This window comes from Pseudomonas sp. 3MA1 (assembly GCF_029237275.1).
GTDB lineage: Bacteria > Pseudomonadota > Gammaproteobacteria > Pseudomonadales > Pseudomonadaceae > Aquipseudomonas > Aquipseudomonas fluorescens_AP.
This window is the reverse complement of sequence record NZ_JAACFX010000001.1, coordinates 87,696-104,919: the sequence shown is the minus strand read 5'-3', so window position 1 is coordinate 104,919 and position 17,224 is coordinate 87,696. Positions and strand designations below refer to the sequence as shown.

Annotated in this window: 17 protein-coding genes; 5 read left to right on the top strand and 12 right to left on the bottom strand. The window is 63.8% G+C overall.

The genetic code is table 11. The features are described from left to right. Positions 1-11: 11 nt before the first annotated feature. Positions 12-3,068 (bottom strand): efflux RND transporter permease subunit, encoded by a 3,057-nt coding sequence (locus GWQ44_RS00450; RefSeq protein ID WP_275926424.1) that lies wholly within the window; start codon positions 3,066-3,068, stop codon positions 12-14. 5 nt (positions 3,069-3,073) lie between these two features. Next, positions 3,074-4,162, bottom strand: coding sequence for an efflux RND transporter periplasmic adaptor subunit (locus GWQ44_RS00445; RefSeq protein WP_047302025.1), 1,089 nt, complete (start codon positions 4,160-4,162; stop codon positions 3,074-3,076). 93 nt (positions 4,163-4,255) lie between these two features. On the opposite strand from GWQ44_RS00445, the gene GWQ44_RS00440 reads away from it, so the two are divergent. Next, positions 4,256-4,891: a TetR/AcrR family transcriptional regulator gene (locus GWQ44_RS00440; RefSeq protein ID WP_016967747.1), complete on the top strand. Its 636-nt coding sequence runs from the start codon at positions 4,256-4,258 to the stop codon at positions 4,889-4,891. 127 nt (positions 4,892-5,018) lie between these two features. Here the strand turns inward: GWQ44_RS00440 and GWQ44_RS00435 are convergent, their stop codons facing one another. After that, complete coding sequence (locus GWQ44_RS00435; RefSeq protein WP_016967748.1) at positions 5,019-5,801, bottom strand: class I SAM-dependent methyltransferase; 783 nt, start codon at positions 5,799-5,801, stop codon at positions 5,019-5,021. A gap of 94 nt (positions 5,802-5,895) precedes the next feature. Between GWQ44_RS00435 and GWQ44_RS00430 the strand changes: the two genes are divergently transcribed. Then, the gene (locus GWQ44_RS00430) at positions 5,896-6,513 is read left to right on the top strand and encodes an energy transducer TonB (protein ID WP_275926423.1); all 618 of its coding nucleotides are present in this window, start codon (positions 5,896-5,898) and stop codon (positions 6,511-6,513) included. Positions 6,514-6,521: 8 nt separating this feature from the next. On the opposite strand, the gene GWQ44_RS00425 is transcribed toward GWQ44_RS00430, so the two are convergent. The 7 genes from GWQ44_RS00425 to ppc form a co-directional block, all read right to left on the bottom strand. Next, positions 6,522-7,220: an extensin family protein gene (locus GWQ44_RS00425; protein WP_275926422.1), complete on the bottom strand. Its 699-nt coding sequence runs from the start codon at positions 7,218-7,220 to the stop codon at positions 6,522-6,524. Positions 7,221-7,233: 13 nt separating this feature from the next. Then, positions 7,234-8,064: an isocitrate lyase/phosphoenolpyruvate mutase family protein gene (locus tag GWQ44_RS00420; RefSeq protein ID WP_275926421.1), complete on the bottom strand. Its 831-nt coding sequence runs from the start codon at positions 8,062-8,064 to the stop codon at positions 7,234-7,236. A 33-nt stretch (positions 8,065-8,097) separates the two neighbouring features. Then, positions 8,098-8,958 carry a DUF72 domain-containing protein gene (locus tag GWQ44_RS00415; protein ID WP_047302186.1) on the bottom strand — a complete coding sequence of 287 codons (861 nt, stop codon included), beginning with the start codon at positions 8,956-8,958 and terminating at the stop codon, positions 8,098-8,100. Next, the gene (locus tag GWQ44_RS00410) at positions 8,955-9,251 is read right to left on the bottom strand and encodes a hypothetical protein (protein WP_275926420.1); all 297 of its coding nucleotides are present in this window, start codon (positions 9,249-9,251) and stop codon (positions 8,955-8,957) included. Before GWQ44_RS00410 ends, GWQ44_RS00415 begins: the two co-directional genes overlap by 4 nt. 186 nt (positions 9,252-9,437) lie before the next feature. Continuing rightward, entirely contained in the window at positions 9,438-10,112 is a 675-nt protein-coding gene (tsaB, locus tag GWQ44_RS00405) for a tRNA (adenosine(37)-N6)-threonylcarbamoyltransferase complex dimerization subunit type 1 TsaB (protein ID WP_275926419.1), read from the bottom strand. 90 nt (positions 10,113-10,202) lie between these two features. After that, positions 10,203-10,850 (bottom strand): adenylate kinase, encoded by a 648-nt coding sequence (gene adk, locus GWQ44_RS00400; RefSeq protein WP_016967755.1) that lies wholly within the window; start codon positions 10,848-10,850, stop codon positions 10,203-10,205. A 289-nt stretch (positions 10,851-11,139) separates the two neighbouring features. Beyond that, positions 11,140-13,770 carry a phosphoenolpyruvate carboxylase gene (gene ppc, locus GWQ44_RS00395; protein WP_275926418.1) on the bottom strand — a complete coding sequence of 877 codons (2,631 nt, stop codon included), beginning with the start codon at positions 13,768-13,770 and terminating at the stop codon, positions 11,140-11,142. A 204-nt stretch (positions 13,771-13,974) separates the two neighbouring features. On the opposite strand from ppc, the gene GWQ44_RS00390 reads away from it, so the two are divergent. The 3 genes from GWQ44_RS00390 (at position 13,975) to GWQ44_RS00380 (ending at position 15,857) form a co-directional block, all read left to right on the top strand. Continuing rightward, entirely contained in the window at positions 13,975-14,319 is a 345-nt protein-coding gene (locus tag GWQ44_RS00390; RefSeq protein WP_275926417.1) for a pilin assembly protein, read from the top strand. Positions 14,320-14,604: 285 nt separating this feature from the next. After that, a complete protein-coding gene (locus GWQ44_RS00385; protein WP_016967758.1) occupies positions 14,605-15,018 on the top strand; it encodes a DUF4398 domain-containing protein in 414 nt (137 codons plus the stop codon). A 50-nt stretch (positions 15,019-15,068) separates the two neighbouring features. Continuing rightward, positions 15,069-15,857 carry an OmpA family protein gene (locus tag GWQ44_RS00380; RefSeq protein ID WP_016967759.1) on the top strand — a complete coding sequence of 263 codons (789 nt, stop codon included), beginning with the start codon at positions 15,069-15,071 and terminating at the stop codon, positions 15,855-15,857. A 112-nt stretch (positions 15,858-15,969) separates the two neighbouring features. Here the strand turns inward: GWQ44_RS00380 and GWQ44_RS00375 are convergent, their stop codons facing one another. Then, positions 15,970-16,296 carry a hypothetical protein gene (locus GWQ44_RS00375; RefSeq protein WP_016967760.1) on the bottom strand — a complete coding sequence of 109 codons (327 nt, stop codon included), beginning with the start codon at positions 16,294-16,296 and terminating at the stop codon, positions 15,970-15,972. Further along, positions 16,293-17,207 (bottom strand): alpha/beta hydrolase, encoded by a 915-nt coding sequence (locus GWQ44_RS00370; RefSeq protein WP_275926787.1) that lies wholly within the window; start codon positions 17,205-17,207, stop codon positions 16,293-16,295. The genes GWQ44_RS00375 and GWQ44_RS00370 overlap by 4 nt, the downstream gene beginning before the upstream one ends. Between the last annotated feature and the right edge of the window lie 17 nt (positions 17,208-17,224).

The following is a 17,224-nucleotide window of genomic DNA, read 5'->3' as shown; positions in this document are numbered from 1 at the left end:
CAAACCGGCCCCTACGACTTCTTGACGCGGAACCAGGCCGCGTAAAGGGCCGGCAGGAACAGCAGGGTCAACGCCGTCGCCACGATCAGCCCGCCCATGATGGCCACCGCCATCGGCCCGAAGAACACGCTGCGTGACAGCGGAATCATCGCCAGCACCGCCGCCAGGGCCGTCAGCACGATAGGCCGGAAACGCCGCACCGTGGCTTCGATGATCGCGTCCCAGGGCTGCTGCCCGGCCTTGATGTCCTGCTCGATCTGATCCACCAGGATCACCGAGTTGCGCATGATCATCCCCGACAGGGCAATGGTCCCGAGCATCGCCACGAAGCCGAACGGCTGGCGGAACACCAGCAGGAACAGGGTAACCCCGATCAGCCCCAGGGGCGCGGTGAGAAACACCATGGCCGTGCGCGAGAAACTGCGCAGCTGGATCATCAGCAAGGTCAGCACCACCACGATGAACAGCGGCACGCCAGCCTTCACCGAGTTCTGGCCACGGGTCGAGTCCTCGACGGTGCCGCCCACCTCCAGCAGGTAGCCATCCGGCAGTTCGGCGCGGACCGGCTCCAGGGTCGGCAGAATCTGCTGCACCAGGGTCGCCGGCTGCTCCTTGCCGTAGATATCGGCTCGCACCGTGACGTTGGGCAGGCGGTTGCGGTGCCAGATCACCCCTTCCTCAAAGCCGTATTCCAGGGTCGCCACCTGGGACAGCGACACGCTCTTGCCGTTGTCGGTGGGCACCGCCAAGCTCGGCAGCAGTGCCAGCTCGGTGCGTTCCTGCCGGGTGCCCCGCAGGAGGATCTCGATCAGCTCGTTGTCCTCGCGGTACTGGCTGACGGTGGAGCCGATCAGCGAGCTCTGCAGGAACTTCGACAGGTTGGCGGTGCTGACGCCCAGAGCCCGGGCCCGGTCCTGATCGACGTTCAGGTAGACCACCTTGCTCGGCTCCTCCCAGTCCAGATGCACGTTGACCACATGGGGGTTCTCCCGCACCTTGGCCGCCACCTTGCGGGCCAGGGCGCGAACTTCCTCGATGTGCTCGCCGGTGACCCGGAACTGCACCGGGTAACCCACGGGCGGACCGTTTTCCAGCCGCGTGACCCGCGAGCGCAAGGCCGGGAACTGTTCATTGAGGGTCGAGATCAGCCAGCCCCGCAGGCTTTCGCGCTCCTCGATGGACTTGGCCAGCACCACGAACTGGGCAAAGCTGGTGGCCGGCAGCTGCTGATCCAGCGGCAGGTAGAAACGCGGCGAACCGGTGCCCACATAGGCCACGTAGTTATCGATGCCCGGGTGATCCTTGAGCATCGCCTCCAGGCGCTTGACCTCGTCGGCGGTATTGCTCAGGGACGCGCCCTCCGCCAGCTTCAGGTCGACCATCAGCTCCAGGCGTCCCGAGGCCGGGAAGAACTGCTGCGGAACGAAGCGGAACAGCATGACCGAGCCGACAAACGCCAGGAGGGTCAGAACGATCACGGTCTTGCGCCGCTCCACGCACCAGCCCACCACCCGGCGCACGCGCTGGTAGAAAGGCGTGCCATGGGGATTGGACTCGGCGCCGTGCTTGGCGGCATGGATCTTGGCCAGATCCGGAAGGAGCTTCTCCCCCAGGTAGGGAACGAACACCACGGCGGCGATCCACGACGCCACCAGGGCAATGGTCACCACCTGAAAGATCGAGCGGGTGTACTCGCCAGTGCCGGACTGGGCCGTGGCAATCGGCAAGAAGCCTGCAGCGGTGATCAGGGTGCCGGTGAGCATGGGGAAAGCGGTGCTGGTCCAGGCAAAGCTGGCGGCCTTGATCCGGTCAAAGCCCTGTTCCATCTTGATCGCCATCATCTCCACCGCGATGATCGCGTCGTCCACCAACAGCCCCAGGGCCAGCACCAGCGCGCCGAGGGAAATCTTGTGCAGGCCGATCCCCAGGTAGTACATGGTGGCGAACGTCATCGCCAGCACCAGGGGAATCGCCAGGGCCACCACCATCCCGGTGCGCACGCCCAGCGAGAAGAAGCTCACCAGCAGGACGATGATCAACGCCTCGGCCAGCACCCGCACGAACTCGCCGACCCCGGTCTTCACCGCCGCCGGCTGGTCGGACACCTTGCGCAGCTCCATCCCTGCCGGCAGGCTGTTCTGCAGGCGGGAGAACTCGCCTTCCAGGGCCTTGCCCAGCACCAGGATGTCGCCGCCCTCCTTCATCGCCACCGCCAGGCCGATGGCGTCCTCGCCCATGAAGCGCATGCGGGGGGCCGGTGGATCATTGAAGCCCCGGCGCACATCCGCCACATCACCGATGCGGAAGGTGCGGTCAGCGATGCGGATCGGGAAATTGCGAATCTGCTCCACCGTCTGGAAATTGCCCGATACCCGCAATTGCACCCGCTCGCTGGGGGTCTCGAAGAACCCGGCGGTGGAGACGGCGTTCTGTTCCTCCAGCGCCTGCTGCACCGCGGCCAGCGGCAGACCCAGGGTCGCCAGCTTGACGTTGGACAGTTCGATCCAGATCTTCTCGTCCTGCAGGCCCAGCAGGTCGACCTTGCCCACGTCCTTGACCCGCTGCAGCTGGATCTGGATGCGGTCGGCGTAATCCTTGAGCACGGCGTAGTCGAAGCCCTTGCCCGTCAGCGCATAGATATTGCCGAAGGTGGTGCCGAACTCATCGTTGAAGAACGGCCCCTGGATGCCCGGCGGCAAGGTATGGCGGATGTCGCTGATCTTCTTGCGGACCTGGTACCAGAGATCGGGAATCTCGTTGGAATGCATCGAGTCCCGGGCAATGAAGGTCACCTGGGATTCCCCGGGGCGGGAGAAGGACACGATGCGATCGTATTCACCGGTTTCCATCAGTTTCTTTTCAATGCGCTCGGTGACCTGGCGCGACACTTCCTGGGCCGTGGCCCCCGGCCAGTTGGTGCGGATCACCATGGCCTTGAAGGTGAAAGGCGGGTCTTCGCTCTGGCCCAGCTTGGTGTAGGACAAGGCGCCGACAATGGCTAGCAATAGCATCAGGAACAGGACGATCTGGCGATTGCGCAACGCCCAGGCGGAAAGGTTGAAACCCATCGGGACTACTCCTTGGCCGCCAGGTTGACCACACGATTGGAGCGATCCACCGGGCGTACCTGCAAGCCCTCATGGAGCACATGCACCCCGGCGGCCACCACCCAATCACTGGCACTCAAGCCTTCGAGCACCGGCACGCTCTTCTCGCCAAAGGCACCGACCCGCACCGGCGTCTTGTGCAGGGTGTTGTTGGCGTCGACACGCCAGACGTAGGTCGCGCCACCTTCGGCAGACAGGGCCGACAACGGCACCGACAGCGACTGCGCATCGGTGTGCTGGATAAACACCCGGGCACTCTGGCCCAGCTCCGCCGGAACCTTGCCGGCCATGAAAGCGATGCGTGCGGCAAAGGTTCGGGACTTGGGATCGGCCGCTGGCGACAGCTCGCGGATGCGACCGTCGAAACGCTGGCCCGGCTGGGTCCAGAGCTCCACCGACACCGGCTGGCCAATCTTGAAGCGAGCGTAGTTCTGCTCGGGGAAGCTGATCAGCACTTCACGCTCACCGTCCGTGGCCAGGGTGAACACCGTCTGCCCTGCCGCCACCACTTGCCCGACTTCCACGGCGCGCTTGGCCACCACGCCATCCTGGGGGGCCCGCAGCACGGCATAACCGGCCTGGTTGTTGGCCACGTCGAACTCGGCCTTGATCTGCTTCAGCCGCGCTTCACCGGCGCGGTAGAGGTTTTCGGCATTGTCGTACTGGGAACGGCTGACCATCTGCCGCTCCAGCAGGGTCTTGTAGCGATCGCGCTCGGCACGCACCAGGTTGAGGTTGGCGGTGGCCGCCGTGACCTGGGCCCGGGTGGCTTCAAGCTGCAGGCGCACGTCCTGAGGATCGAGCTCGGCCAGGGGCTGATTGGCCTTGACCCGCTCGCCCTCCTCGACCAGTCGTCGACTGACCTTGCCGCCAATGCGGAATGCCAGCTCGGGCTCGTAACGGGCACGCACCTCGCCGGGATAACTGTCCGCAGCCTGCGCCGAAGGCTCTGGCTGGACCACCATGGCCGGCCGGATACCCATTTGAACGGGCTCTTCGTGCCCACAAGCAGACAGAAAAAAAGCCAGGCTGACTGGCAAGGCATAGCGGAACATGGCGGCGACCCTTCGCTAATGGTGCTTTGAATAATTATACTGGCCGGTATGTTATTAATAGCAAACTCACCAGTCCAGTATTAACAGCGAAAAATGTCCGACAATCTCTCCGCAAACGTTGGGCCAGGCAGGCCCAAGGATCTGGCCAAGCGCCAGGCCATCCTCGAAGCAGCGAAAAACCTGTTTCTGAGCAATGGCTACGCCAGTACCAGCATGGATGCGGTCGCCGCCGAAGCCGGCGTTTCAAAGCTCACGGTGTATAGCCACTTCAATGACAAGGAGACCCTGTTCACCGCCGCGGTGGTGGCCAAGTGCGAAGAACAGCTGCCGACGCTGATCTACGAACTGACGCCCGACACGTCGGTGGAAGGCGTCCTGCTGAACATCGCCCGAGGCTTTCACCAACTGATCAACAGCGACGAGTCGGTGAACCTGCATCGCCTGATCATGGCCCTGGGCAACCAGGATCCCAAGCTCTCGCAGATGTTCATCGAGGCCGGCCCGGAGCGCGTGTTGCAAGGCATGGAACGGCTGCTGAGGCGAATCAATGAGTTGGGCACCTTGCACATCGACAAGCCGCGCAATGCCGCCGAACACTTCTTCTGCATGCTCAAGGGCGGGGCCAACTTCCGCCTGCTCTATGGCTGCGGCGAGCCGTTGAAGGGCGCCGCGGCGGAAGAGCACGTGCAGGAAGTGGTGGCGCTGTTCATCCGCGCCTACCGGCCATAAAAACCGGCATGTGCAGGAGCAGGCTGGCGTAGGAGCTGGCTTGCCAGCGAAGAGGCCCAGAATCGCCTTCGCCGGCAAGCCGGCGCCTACAACCAGGAGCCCTCCCCTGAAACCGCCTAGATCGGATTCAGGCCTTGAGGGCCTTCTTCGGATAGATGTCATAGCGGCTGGACTTGCCCTCCAGCCCGTGACTCGGTTTGGGTCCGTCAATGCACGGTGCCTTGCGCGGACGCTTGACCACCACCCGATGGCTGGCCAGGGCCAGGGCTGCGGCCAGCAGCGCTGGCGCATCGTTGTCATCCCCCACCAGCGGGCGGAACAGGCGCATTTCCTTTTTCACCAAGGCGCTTTTTTCCCGATGGGGAAACATCGGATCGAGGTAGATCACCTGGGGCGGCTCGCCCTCCCAGTTGCGCATCAGCTCGATGGAGTTGCCCTTGAGCAACTGCATGCGAGCCACGATCGGCGCCACTTCGGCGTCCAGCGCGGCACGGGCCAGGCCGTCTTCCAGCAGCGCGCCAATCAACGGCTGGCGTTCGATCAGGCTCATCTCGCACCCAAGGGTGGCCAGGACAAAACCGTCCTTGCCCAACCCCGCCGTGGCATCCAGCACTCGGGGCCGCACGCCTTGCGCCACCCCCACCGCCTTGGCGATCATCTGTCCGCTGCCACCGCCATACAGGCGTCGATGGGCCGCGCCGCCTTCCACGAAGTCGACCCGTACCGGCCCCGGCGCATCGGCCCCCAGTTGCTGCAATTGCAGGCCCTGCTCACCGACCTGCAGGGCGAACTCCGGCTCGTCGATCTGCAAGGGCAGCCCCAGGCGCTCGGCCCATTGCCGCGCCAGGGGCTCGAAGCCAGCGCCCAGGGCCTCGACGTGGATGCGGCAGGCCGCGGGTTGCTCATTCATCTGAAACCACACTCAAAAAATTAATGATCGGCAAAAACTGCCGATAACAGAACTATCGGCCATTTTGCCAGAGCTCAAGCGTCGACCGAGAGCAATGTCAGACATTCAACGCACATCGATAGGTTATATCTCTCGCCACGGCGACTATGGCCTACGCAACTCCCAGGCACTGAGCGGCGTCAGCCATCTGTGGCAGGACTTCTTTGCCCAGGCCCTGGCCGAGCAACGGGGAGATGGCGCGAGCGTTGAAGGGCTGCCGGCAGTTGCCGTCGACGGCCCGGTAGAACCGGCGGGCGGCAGCGATGTGCTGACGCAGATCGTCAATCAGCGCCACTGCGACGTGCAGGACACCGAAGTCCGCCCTCCCGAGCCGCTGTTCCTGCCGATTGCCGAATTCGAACTGGATCTGCTGGACAAACCCGCTGCGCCTTTCCCGCCGGAAGAACTCATCGCCCAGCAACGCCAGCAGGACTTCGAAAGTGGCTGGGTGCGGCCGCTCGTGCTCAATGCCGACCAGCCAGTGCCCGCTCCCGGCCCTGCGCCGGAGCCGCGCCCTCTGCACCTGCCAATTGCCGAATTCGAGCTGGATCTGCTGGATAAGCCGGCCGAACCGTTCCCGCCGGAAGAACTCATCGAACAGCAACGGCAGATGGACTTCGACATCGGCTGGGCACGCCCGCTGATCCTGCAGAACCTGCGCATCGCCGCCTGAGCCGCGCTTTAGCGACACACCCACCAAGGCCCCACATCCAGATGGAAATGGTTGCGGTGCGCGCTGTTGTAGTCCGGCCCCAGCACCACATTGAACGCATCGCAGGCGCCGTCCCGGGCCAAGCGCAAAAAGCGCCCTTCGTTGCTGTCCCTGGGCCAGTCCCGCAGCACGCTGATACTGCGTCCATCGCTCAAACGAAAGCCGGCGATATCCAGGGCATTGGCGCTGGCATGCTGACTGCGCGCCGCCTTTTCGCGGCTATACATATTGCGGCAGGCAAAGCTGCCCAGGTGATCGACCCGCGCCACCGACTGCCCATACACCGCCTGCGCCGCCGGCTGCAGCCCATGACGCTCATACAGGGCAAAAGCCACGGCCAGCGGGCAACTGGCGAGAAAGCTGCTGCTCAACCCAACCGCACCACCTTGCACCCGCAAGGTATTGCTCAGCGGACAGGCCACATCGCCACGACTGTCGGGTTGGCGGCTGGTACGCAAACCGGAGCGCGCCAACACCTGATCGCACAGCTGCGGATCGTCCCGCAGCCGCGCCAGCTTGAAACGGGTCAGCAGATTGGGCTTGGCCTGCACATCCAATGGCGCCCAGGGGTTCCACGCATCAGCCACCGGCAACCAGCCCAGACGGATGCCGATCAACAACAGGACGCCCAGCAGCAACAGGGCGCCCAGCACTTTCAGCCTCCGCACACAAACTCCCTATTCATGGCTGCTTGAACAATTGATTGATCTGTTGGAACGGCATCGCCCGTTCGGCGAAATCGAAGCGACCGTGATCGCGAATGTCCTCAGCCGCGCGGTAGAACGCCCCATAGGCCGCGCGAGCCATGGCCGAACCGACGCTGATGCGCTTGACCCCCAGCTCCGCCAGTTGCGTCACGCTCAGGTTGAGGCCGCCGGCCATCAGCACGTTCACCGGCCAGGGGGCCACGGCCCGCACCACTTGCAGGATTTCCTCGGCACTGCGCAACCCCGGTGCGTAGAGCACATCGGCCCCGGCTTCGGCAAAGGCCTGCAGCCGGCGGATGGTGTCAGGCAGATCGTCGCGGCCGTGGAGCAGATTCTCTGCCCGAGCCGTCAGGGTGAAGGGAAATGGCAGGCTGCGGGCTGCAGCCACACAGGCCTCGATACGTTCCACGGCCAGATTGAAGTCATAAATGGGCTGGTCGGCACGTCCACTGGCATCCTCGATCGAACCGCCCACCACGCCACTGGCCGCCGCCAGCAACAAGGCCTGGGCACAGCCTTCAGGAGTGTCGGAAAAACCGTTTTCCAGGTCCACCGCCACCGGCAAGCTGCTGGCGCCGACAATCCCGCGGACGTTGTTCAAGGTGTCTTCCAGGCTCACCGCGCCCTCGGCGTCCGGACGCCCCAGAGAGAAGGCATAGCCCGCGCTGGTGGTGGCCAGCGCCTCGAAACCAAGGCCGGCCAGCATCCTCGCGGAACCGGCATCCCAGGGATTGGGAATGACAAAGGCACCGGCACGCTCGTGCAGGGCCTTGAAAGCGTTGGCTCGAAGGGATTGCGCGTCCATTTGCTCGCTCCTGAAGAAGGCCATGAAGGCGCCTCAGAGCAGGCCGAGCTGCTCCGCGGCGGGCTCTCTGTATAACTCAGGCAACGCGGGCAAGCCAGGCAAACGTTGCATCAGCCGAGCGTGAAAGCGCCGGGCCAGTTCAGCGGCCAAGCGGTTGTCGGAAGTGTGCAGGAACACATAGGGCGTGCGCCCTTCCTCGATCCAGGTGGCCACCTTGTCGATCCAGGGCAGCAGAAACGGATCATTGGCCTCCAGCTCCGGATGGCCGATGAAACGCACCTGGGGAAACTGCGTGAAAGCCGCCGGACGTGGCGGCACCCGGGGCTTTTTCGACTGCGCATGCAGCACCGCCGGAGCGCTGGAGGTGCAACTGAACAAGGCCCGCGGATCCAGGCAGATACGCTCGACACCCCGCTCACGCAACAATCGGTTGAGCATGCGCTCGGCATCGCCCTTGGCAAAGAACTCCGGGTGCCGGACCTCCACCGCCAGTGGCCGCTGCAGGCCCTCGATAAAACCCGCCAACTCCGCCAGTCGCTGAGGCGCGAAGCTGGCCGGCAGTTGCAACCACAGGGGCGATACCCGGTCACCCAGGGGGCTGAGCAATTGAATGAAGCTCTCGGCCGCGCTCAACTGCTGGCGCAGGTCACCGCCGTGACTGATATCGCCGGGAAACTTGGCGGTGAAACGAAAGTGCTCGGGCATGATCTCGGCCCAGCGCTGCACCGTCGTCGGCGCGGGGCGGGCATAGAAGGTGGTGTTGCCTTCGACGGCGTTGAAGACCTGCGAATACAGACCGAGAAAATCATTCGCCCGGGCGTCTTGCGGATACAGGTACTCACGCCAGGCGTTTTCGCTCCAGGAAGGACAACCGAGGAAATAAGGCAGCATCAGATGTGCAGGTCGAGCCCTACCACTTCCAGATCCCAATCGACAAAGCCGGCGGTGGTCAAGTAGCTGGCCAGGGCATTGGCCACGCTCTTTTTCATCGCGCGCTGGAAGATCATGTCCTGTGGACGGGCGGGGAGATTACCGGTGCGGGGGGCAGAAGCCTGGGAACGGCTTTGGGGTTCGGGCTGGACGTCGACGGCGTCGGCATCATCCAGGGACTCATCTACCAGCACCGGGCCTTTGCGAGGCTTGCGCTTGATGGGGTAGGACTGCGAGGAGATGCCGTCTATGCGCATACTGAAAAGCCCGGGGTCAATGATGGCAATTTAGCGGCACCGCTGCGACTTAGCAAATGCCCGAGTGATAACTAGAACACAGAAAAGCCAAAAGGTTTAAAACCGGGCAAGAGCGATGCACAAAACCAGACGATTGGCGGCTGCCAGCAGCATAAATCTGAACAACCGCAACCACTTGGACAGCCCTCAACGGGCTTTGGGCGTGGCCACCTTATCCCGCAGATAGACCGGTTGTGCCTCATCGGCGACGATCGCCTCGCCCCGCTCCCAGGCAAATTTCGCCAGGGTCAGCAGGTCTTCGGCATGGGGCAGCATGCCCGCGTCCTGAGCGCTGAGCGGCACGGCAATGCGCTCGCCATACCCCCAGCCCGTGCCCGCGCCAAACCAGTCGCCGACGGCGTCTTCCGGCAAGGCCGCGACTTCCGGCGGCAATACCGCCTCGGCACCCACCAGACGCATCTCGCCGGCCGTTTCCCGATAGCAGCCCCAATAGACTTCATCCATGCGCGCATCGATGGCCGCAGCCACCTGGGTCGCACCGTGCTCACGCAACGCGCGCTGGGCCAGCACCGCCAGGTTGGACACCGGCAGCACCGGACGCTCCAGGGCGAAGGCCAGTCCCTGCACCACGCCAATGGCGATCCGCACGCCGGTGAAAGCGCCCGGGCCACGGCCAAAGGCGATGGCATCCACCGCCTGCAGGGTGGTACCGGCATTGGCCAGCAGTTCCTTGATCATCGGCAACAGCTTCTGCGCATGCAGGCGCGGGATCACCTCGTAATGACTCGTGACCTTGCCGTCATGCAGCAAAGCAACGGAGCAAGCTTCAGTCGCGGTGTCCAGGGCCAGCAAGGTGCTCATTCGGGGTTCCATCGGCATTGAAAAAAGTGACGCATTATAAACAGCAACGGCCCGCAAGCGGGCCGTTGAACGATCAAACGATCAGGCAATTCAGCTCAGGGCTTCAAGTACCTTGGCAGTGATCACTTCCACCGAGCCAACACCTGGGATGTGGCTGTACTTCGGCTTGCCCTGGGTCGAGGCCAGTTGCTGGTAGAACTCCACCAGCGGCTTGGTCTGGGAGTGGTAGACCGACAGACGATGACGCACGGTTTCTTCGGTATCGTCCTTGCGCTGCACCAGGTCTTCACCGGTGATGTCGTCCTTGCCGGCGGTCTTCGGCGGGTTGTAGACGGTGTGGTACACACGGCCCGAGGCCTCGTGTACACGGCGACCGGCGATACGCTGGACGATCTCTTCGTCGTCGACCGCGATTTCCACCACGTTATCCAGCTCTACACCGGCCTTGACCAGTGCTTCGGCCTGAGGAATGGTGCGCGGGAAACCGTCGAACAGGAAACCCTTGGCACAGTCAGGCTGGCTGATGCGCTCCTTGACCAGGTTGATGATCAGGTCGTCGGACACCAGGCCACCGCTGTCCATCACGCTCTTGGCCTTCAGGCCCAGCTCGGTGCCGGCCTTGACCGCGGCACGCAGCATGTCGCCGGTGGAGATCTGTGGAATGCCGAACTTTTCGGTGATGAACTTTGCCTGAGTACCTTTACCGGCCCCGGGAGCTCCCAGCAGAATTACGCGCATCGATGTGCTCCTCAATTTTTTATTTAGAAACGCTCGGATTCGCCTCGTGGGGCCAATCTCAAAAATAGGGTGATGACCGCCCAAACGGCCAAAGGCTGATCAAGATACACAGCCGACACAGCCCGCACAAGCAGTCGAAAGTCGGAGGAACCCGGCCTTTTTGTGCCACTTTGGCCGGGTAGAACAAGTCGCAACCCCATAACAAAGTGTCGCCAGATGAATCTGAGCGACACCTTGGGTTTGTCCTGATCGGGGCTGCGCCAGAGCAGGCAAACAGCCCCCTGCCACCTCAGCCGGTATTGCGCAAACCGGCGGCGATACCGGCCACGGAGACCAGCAACGCCTGTTCCACGGGGCTTCCTTGCGGCGCCTCCTGCTTGCGCGAGCGCGCCAGCAGCTCCGCCTGCAGCAGGTGCAGCGGATCCAGGTAGGTATTGCGCAGGCGGATGAACTCCAGGGTATCGGGGCTGTGGGCCAGCAATTGCGACTGTCCGGTCAACCCCAGGACCACCGCGCAGGCCTGCGACAATAGGTCGCGTAAATGCGCCCCCAATGGCAGCAGTTCCGCCTCCACCAGGCGCTCGTCATAGGAGCGGGCAATGTCCGCATCGGCCTTGGCCAGCACCATTTCCAGCATATCGATGCGGGTGCGGAAGAACGGCCATCGCTCGCGCATCTGCCCCAGCAACTCACCCTCGCCCCGGGCCAGCGCCTTGCTCAAGGCGGCCTCCCAGCCGAGCCACGCCGGCAGCATCAGGCGGGTCTGGGTCCAGCCGAAGATCCACGGGATCGCCCGCAGGCTTTCAATCCCACCCGCCCGGCGCTTGGCCGGTCGACTGCCCAGGGGCAGGCGACCCAACTCCTGCTCCGGGGTGGACTGGCGGAAGTACTCGACGAATTGCGGATTGTCCCGCACCACCGCGCGATAGGCCTGGACCCCATCGCTGGCCAGCTCGTCCATCAGGTGACGCCAGGCCGGCTCCGGTGGTGGTGGTGGCAGCAGGGTCGCCTCCAGCACCGCCGCCAGGTAGAGGTTGAGGTTCTGCTCGGCGATGTCCGGCAGGCCGAATTTGAAACGGATCATTTCCCCCTGCTCGGTGGTGCGGAAGCGCCCCGCCACCGAACCCGGCGGCTGCGACAGGATCGCCGCGTGGGCCGGACCGCCGCCGCGCCCCACCGTACCGCCGCGACCGTGGAACAGCAGCAGTTCCACCTGTTGTTCACGGCAGATATCCACCAGCCGCTCCTGCGCCCGATACTGCGCCCAGGCGGCAGCGGTGGTCCCGGCATCCTTGGCCGAATCCGAGTAGCCGATCATCACCTCCTGAGGCCCCTGCAGCCGTGAGCGATAGCCCGGCAAGTGCAGCAGCGTCTCCATCACCGGGCCGGCGTTGTCCAGGTCCGCCAAGGTTTCGAACAGCGGCACCACGCGCATCGGCCGCAGCACCCCGGACTCCTTGAGCAGCAATTGCACCGCCAGCACATCGGAGGCCGCTCCGGCCATGGAAATCACGTAGGACCCCAGGGACGCCGCCGGCGCCTGGGCGATCTCGCGACAGGTGGCGAGCACTTCGGCAGTGTCCGCCGATGGCTTGAAGTAGCCCGGCAACAACGGCCGCCGACTGGCCAGTTCACGATTGAGGAACGTGATGCGGTCCTCTTCGCTCCAGTCGGCATAGCGACCCAGGCCCAGGTAATCGGTGATCTCGGTCATGGCCGAGGTATGCCGACTGGAGTCCTGACGCACATCCAGGCGCACCAGGAACAGGCCGAACGTCACCGCCCGGCGCAAACAGTCAAGCAACGGACCGTCGGCAATCACGCCCATGCCGCATTCGTGCAGCGACTGGTAGCACAGCTGCAAGGGCTCCAGCAGATCGCGATTGTTCTGCAACACCTCGGGCCCGGCCGGCACCGCCGCGCCCAGCGCCGCCTGGGCCCAGTTGCGGGTGGCCCGCAGGCGCTCGCGCAGTTGCTTGAGCAGCGTGCGATAGGGTTCGGCACTGTCCCCGACCTTGGCCAGCAGGGCCGGGCTGGCCTGCTGCATGGACAACTCGGCAGCCAGGTGATCGACGTCACGCAGATACAGATCGGCGGCCATCCAGCGCGCCAGCAGCAACACTTCGCGGGTCACGCTGGCGGTGACATTGGGGTTGCCGTCGCGGTCGCCGCCCATCCACGAAGCGAAACGGATCGGCGCCGACTCCAGGGGCAAACGCAGGCCGGTGGCTTCAAACAGCGCCTTGTCGGCCTTGCGCAGGTAATTGGGGATCGCTTGCCACAGCGAATGCTCGATCACCGCAAAGCCCCACTTGGCCTCATCCACCGGGGTCGGCCGGGTACGGCGGATTTCCTCGGTGTGCCAGGCTTCGGCGATCAGTCGTTGCAGGCGTTCCTGGATCTGCCCGCGCTCGGCGCTGGTCAGATCGCGATGGTCCTGGGCCGCCAACTGCGCGGCAATCGCATCGTACTTCTGGATCAGGGTGCGGCGCGCCACTTCGGTGGGGTGGGCGGTGAGCACCAGCTCGATGTCCAGACGCGCCAACTGCCGGGCCAGGGCGTCGGCGGAGTGCCCCTCGGCCCGCAACCGCGCCAGCAGCTCCGGCAGCACCCGGGCTTCGAAGGGCGCCGGTTGCGACTCGTCGCGGCGGTGAATCAACTGATATTGCTCGGCGATGTTCGCCAGGTTGAGGAACTGGTTGAAGGCCCGCGCCACCGGCAGCAATTCGTCTTCGCTCAGCGAGTCGAGACTGGCGCTCAATTCGGCCCCGGGCGAGCCCCGGCGATCGGCCTTGGCGCCCTTGCGGATCTGCTCGATCTTGTCGAGGAAAGCCTCCCCGTACTGATCACGGATGGTATTGCCCAACAGTTCGCCCAAGAGGTGAACGTCTTCGCGCAAGCGCGCATCAATATCGGTCATCGAGGTGTTCTCCAGCAGACTCAAGGCGGCACGGAAGGCTCAAGAGTGCCGCCTGCACGCCTGCCTTAGCAAGCCTGCGAGCTGATCCCGGGCAACCCTGGCCGCAGGGGCTAATCTCAAGGGTAGGCCGCACAAGGGCCACGCACCGGCCCCGGCCGGTCACTCAACCCAACCTGCCACGAGCAGGCGTTCATCGAGGTCAGCATGAAAATCCGTGAACTCGCACAACACTGGGAAGAAAACGCCAAGGGGCGCCTGAGCAAGACCGCCTACCGGATTCACCTGGACGTGGAAGCCGCCGCGCGCCTGGCCGCCCTCTCCGAGATGTACCCCAAACGCCAGACCGAGGAATTGCTCGGCGAACTGATCGGCGCCGCCCTGGAAGAGCTGGAGGCGAGCTTCCCCTACATCCAGGGCCAGCACGTCGTGGCCACCGATGAAGAGGGCGATCCGCTGTACGAAGATATCGGTCCGACCCCGCGTTTTCTGGCCCTGTCACGCCAGCATCTGCAGCTCATGGCCAGCCAGTCCGACAAGCCGAAGCACTGAGTCGGCGCCTTCTCCAAAGCCTGTTGAACGTCATCCTCCCCGGCCCTGAACAGGGCCGGGCATACCCCGCTGCACGGCAAAAGTTCCCGATTTAGAGCCTTGTCCGAGCCGTCAGTTTTTTTCCGGCCAATCGCCATCTTTCTCTGAACTATTCAAAAAAGCCTCGGGTCACACCCAGTAGCCATCACTGGAACGGCCGTTTCAAATTTTGCCATCAGCGCCCGTCACTTAAGCGTCACGGCGCCAGGACCGGGATGGATATTGATGTTTTTCAGGAGTTACCCAATGGAGTTGAAGACCATGAAGATCAGCACTGCCAAATCCTCGTTCACCTCTCTGCGCGGGCTGAAGCTGGCCGCGCTGGCCCTCGGTAGCAGCATGGTACTGGCCGGTTGTGCCGGTAACCCGCCTTCCGAGCAGTACGCGGTCACGCAATCTGCGGTCAATAGCGCAGTGAGCGCAGGCGGCACCGAGTTCGCCGCCGTGGAAATGAAGTCGGCCCAGGACAAGCTCAAGCAAGCCGAGATCGCCATGCACGACAAGAAGTACGACGAAGCCCGTCGCCTGGCCGAACAAGCCGAGTGGGACGCCCGCGTCGCCGAACGCAAGGCCCAGGCCGCCAAGGCCGAGCAGGCGCTGAAAGACTCGCAGAAAGGCGTTCAGGAACTGCGTCAGGAAGGTATGCGCAGCGTGCAGTAAGCCGCCGCCGATTCCCACGTACTCGTATTTGATTGAAAGGACGAACCATTATGCGCAAACAACTGATGATCCCTGCCCTGTTGGCCATGAGCGTAGCCCTGGCGGCCTGCTCCACCCCGCCCAACGCCAACCTGGAAAACGCCCGGACCAACTTCTCCGGCCTGCAAGCCAACCCGCAGGCGAGCAAAGTCGCGGCCCTGGAAACCAAGGACGCCGCCGACTGGATGGACAAGGCCGACAAGGCCTACCTGAACAAGGAAGACGAGAAGAAGGTCGACCAACTGGCCTACCTGACCAACCAGCGGGTTGAAGTGGCCAAGGAAACCATCGCCCTGCGCACCGCCGAAGCCAAGCTCAAGGACGCCGGCGACCAGCGTGCCCGCGCGATCCTCGAAGCCCGTGACGCGCAGATCAAGCAGCTGCAGGACAGCCTCAACGCCAAGCAGACCGATCGCGGCACCCTGGTGACCTTTGGTGACGTGTTGTTCGCCACCAACAAGTCCGACCTGAAGTCCAGCGGCCTGGTGAACATCAACAAGCTGGCGCAATTTCTCCAGCAGAACCCGGACCGCAAGGTGATCGTCGAAGGCTACACCGACAGCACCGGCAGCGATTCCTACAACCAGTCCCTGTCCGAGCGCCGTGCCGGCTCGGTACAGATGGCCCTGATCCGCATGGGCGTCGACCCATCGCGCATCGTCAGCCAGGGGTATGGCAAGGAATATCCGGTGGCCGATAACGGCAGCGTGTCCGGTCGCGCCATGAACCGTCGGGTGGAAGTGACCATTTCCAACGACAACCAGCCGGTGGCGCCACGTTCGGCCATCAGCCGCAACTGATGCCGCTCCTGCCTTATATAGGCAGGTGAAACGCAACGCCGCCGACCTCTTCAGGTCGGCGGCGTTTTTGTGTGCGGTTATCCCTTGAGCAGCCGGCTTGCCGGCGAACCTATCACTGCTGCAGTTGCGGAGTCTCCTGGCCCATGCAGCGCACGGCCTGCTTCTTCTTGTTCACCAGGACCCCGGTCAGGCCCTTCTGCTGGGTGTCGAACAGCACCAGCACGCCATCGATGCACTGGGCCACTTCATCGGCCGGTTGCAGGGAGATCTTGTAGTCCTCGCCCGGCACGGTCTTGAGCATGGTGAAGTCGCTGAGCAGCAGCGCGTCTTCCGGTTTGGCGAAGTGCAGGTAGCCGTAGTACCACAGGCTGCCCACGGTAACGATGATGCTGCAGATACCGGTGATGATCATTGGAATGGCGTTGCGTTCTTCACTCATTGCGGACTCTCTGGAGGTTCAACGGCTGAATTCGGGGGCGTCGGGTAATTGGGGATTTCCCCCAGGCGACGCAACCCGTCGAAATGCTGCGGATCATCGAGGTAGCGCAGCATCACGCTGCGCCAGGTCGGATCGGCAAAGGTTTGCACATGGCCGCCGCGGGTCAGTTGCAGGACCCTGGGCGGGGGCGCAGCTTGATACACGCGGATGCCATTGGAAAGGGGCACGATCGGATCGTCGATGCTGTGGTAGATGAGTTTCGGCACCCCGGTCAGGCGCGGCAGCGAGTTGATCGCGCTGTCGGCGTCCGGCACCAGCCACGACAGCGGCACCTGCAGCGGCCAGGTCAGCCAGGAGGTGCTCAGGGCATAACGCCCGACATCGCGATAACTGGCCGGCACGCCATCGAGGACGATGGCCTTGAGCCGGGCCTGACGCTCGGGGTGCTCCACCAGATAGTGAATGGCCAGGGCGCCACCCAGGCTTTGTCCGAGCACGATCAAGGGTTTGCCCTGCACCTCAGGCGCCTGGTCCAACCACTTGAACGCGGCATCGACGTCCTGGTAGATCGCCGGCAGGCTCGGCGCCCCTTCGGACAGGCCATAACCGCGATAGTCCAGCAGCAGCACCTGATAGCCCTGCTCCGGCAGCCACCAACTGCCCCCCAGGTGCCAGGCCATATTGCCGCCGTTGCCATGCAGGTGCAGCACCGTTCCCTTGACCGCCACTCCCGGCTTGGCCGGCAGCCACCAGCCATGCAGCTTGAGGCCATCGGCGCTGGTCAGGGTCACGTCACGGTATTCAAGCTTGGCCCGTTCGGGGGTGAAGGGCAGCCCGGGTTCGGGATAGAACAGCAGCGAGCTGCAGCCATTGAGGCACAGCAACAGGGTCAGTGCGGCCAGGATGCGCATCATCGGCCACTCCGTGC

What these genes read in the sequence shown, in the direction of transcription:
- GWQ44_RS00450 (WP_275926424.1), bottom strand. Translation starts at nt 3,068, where the DNA reads ATGGGTTTCAACCTTTCCGCCTGGGCGTTGCGCAATCGCCAGATCGTC.
- GWQ44_RS00445 (WP_047302025.1), bottom strand. Translation starts at nt 4,162, where the DNA reads ATGTTCCGCTATGCCTTGCCAGTCAGCCTGGCTTTTTTTCTGTCTGCT.
- GWQ44_RS00440 (WP_016967747.1), top strand. Translation starts at nt 4,256, where the DNA reads ATGTCCGACAATCTCTCCGCAAACGTTGGGCCAGGCAGGCCCAAGGAT.
- GWQ44_RS00435 (WP_016967748.1), bottom strand. Translation starts at nt 5,801, where the DNA reads ATGAATGAGCAACCCGCGGCCTGCCGCATCCACGTCGAGGCCCTGGGC.
- GWQ44_RS00430 (WP_275926423.1), top strand. Translation starts at nt 5,896, where the DNA reads ATGTCAGACATTCAACGCACATCGATAGGTTATATCTCTCGCCACGGC.
- GWQ44_RS00420 (WP_275926421.1), bottom strand. Translation starts at nt 8,064, where the DNA reads ATGGACGCGCAATCCCTTCGAGCCAACGCTTTCAAGGCCCTGCACGAG.
- GWQ44_RS00410 (WP_275926420.1), bottom strand. Translation starts at nt 9,251, where the DNA reads ATGCGCATAGACGGCATCTCCTCGCAGTCCTACCCCATCAAGCGCAAG.
- tsaB (WP_275926419.1), bottom strand. Translation starts at nt 10,112, where the DNA reads ATGAGCACCTTGCTGGCCCTGGACACCGCGACTGAAGCTTGCTCCGTT.
- adk (WP_016967755.1), bottom strand. Translation starts at nt 10,850, where the DNA reads ATGCGCGTAATTCTGCTGGGAGCTCCCGGGGCCGGTAAAGGTACTCAG.
- ppc (WP_275926418.1), bottom strand. Translation starts at nt 13,770, where the DNA reads ATGACCGATATTGATGCGCGCTTGCGCGAAGACGTTCACCTCTTGGGC.
- GWQ44_RS00390 (WP_275926417.1), top strand. Translation starts at nt 13,975, where the DNA reads ATGAAAATCCGTGAACTCGCACAACACTGGGAAGAAAACGCCAAGGGG.
- GWQ44_RS00385 (WP_016967758.1), top strand. Translation starts at nt 14,605, where the DNA reads ATGGAGTTGAAGACCATGAAGATCAGCACTGCCAAATCCTCGTTCACC.
- GWQ44_RS00380 (WP_016967759.1), top strand. Translation starts at nt 15,069, where the DNA reads ATGCGCAAACAACTGATGATCCCTGCCCTGTTGGCCATGAGCGTAGCC.
- GWQ44_RS00375 (WP_016967760.1), bottom strand. Translation starts at nt 16,296, where the DNA reads ATGAGTGAAGAACGCAACGCCATTCCAATGATCATCACCGGTATCTGC.
- GWQ44_RS00370 (WP_275926787.1), bottom strand. Translation starts at nt 17,207, where the DNA reads ATGCGCATCCTGGCCGCACTGACCCTGTTGCTGTGCCTCAATGGCTGC.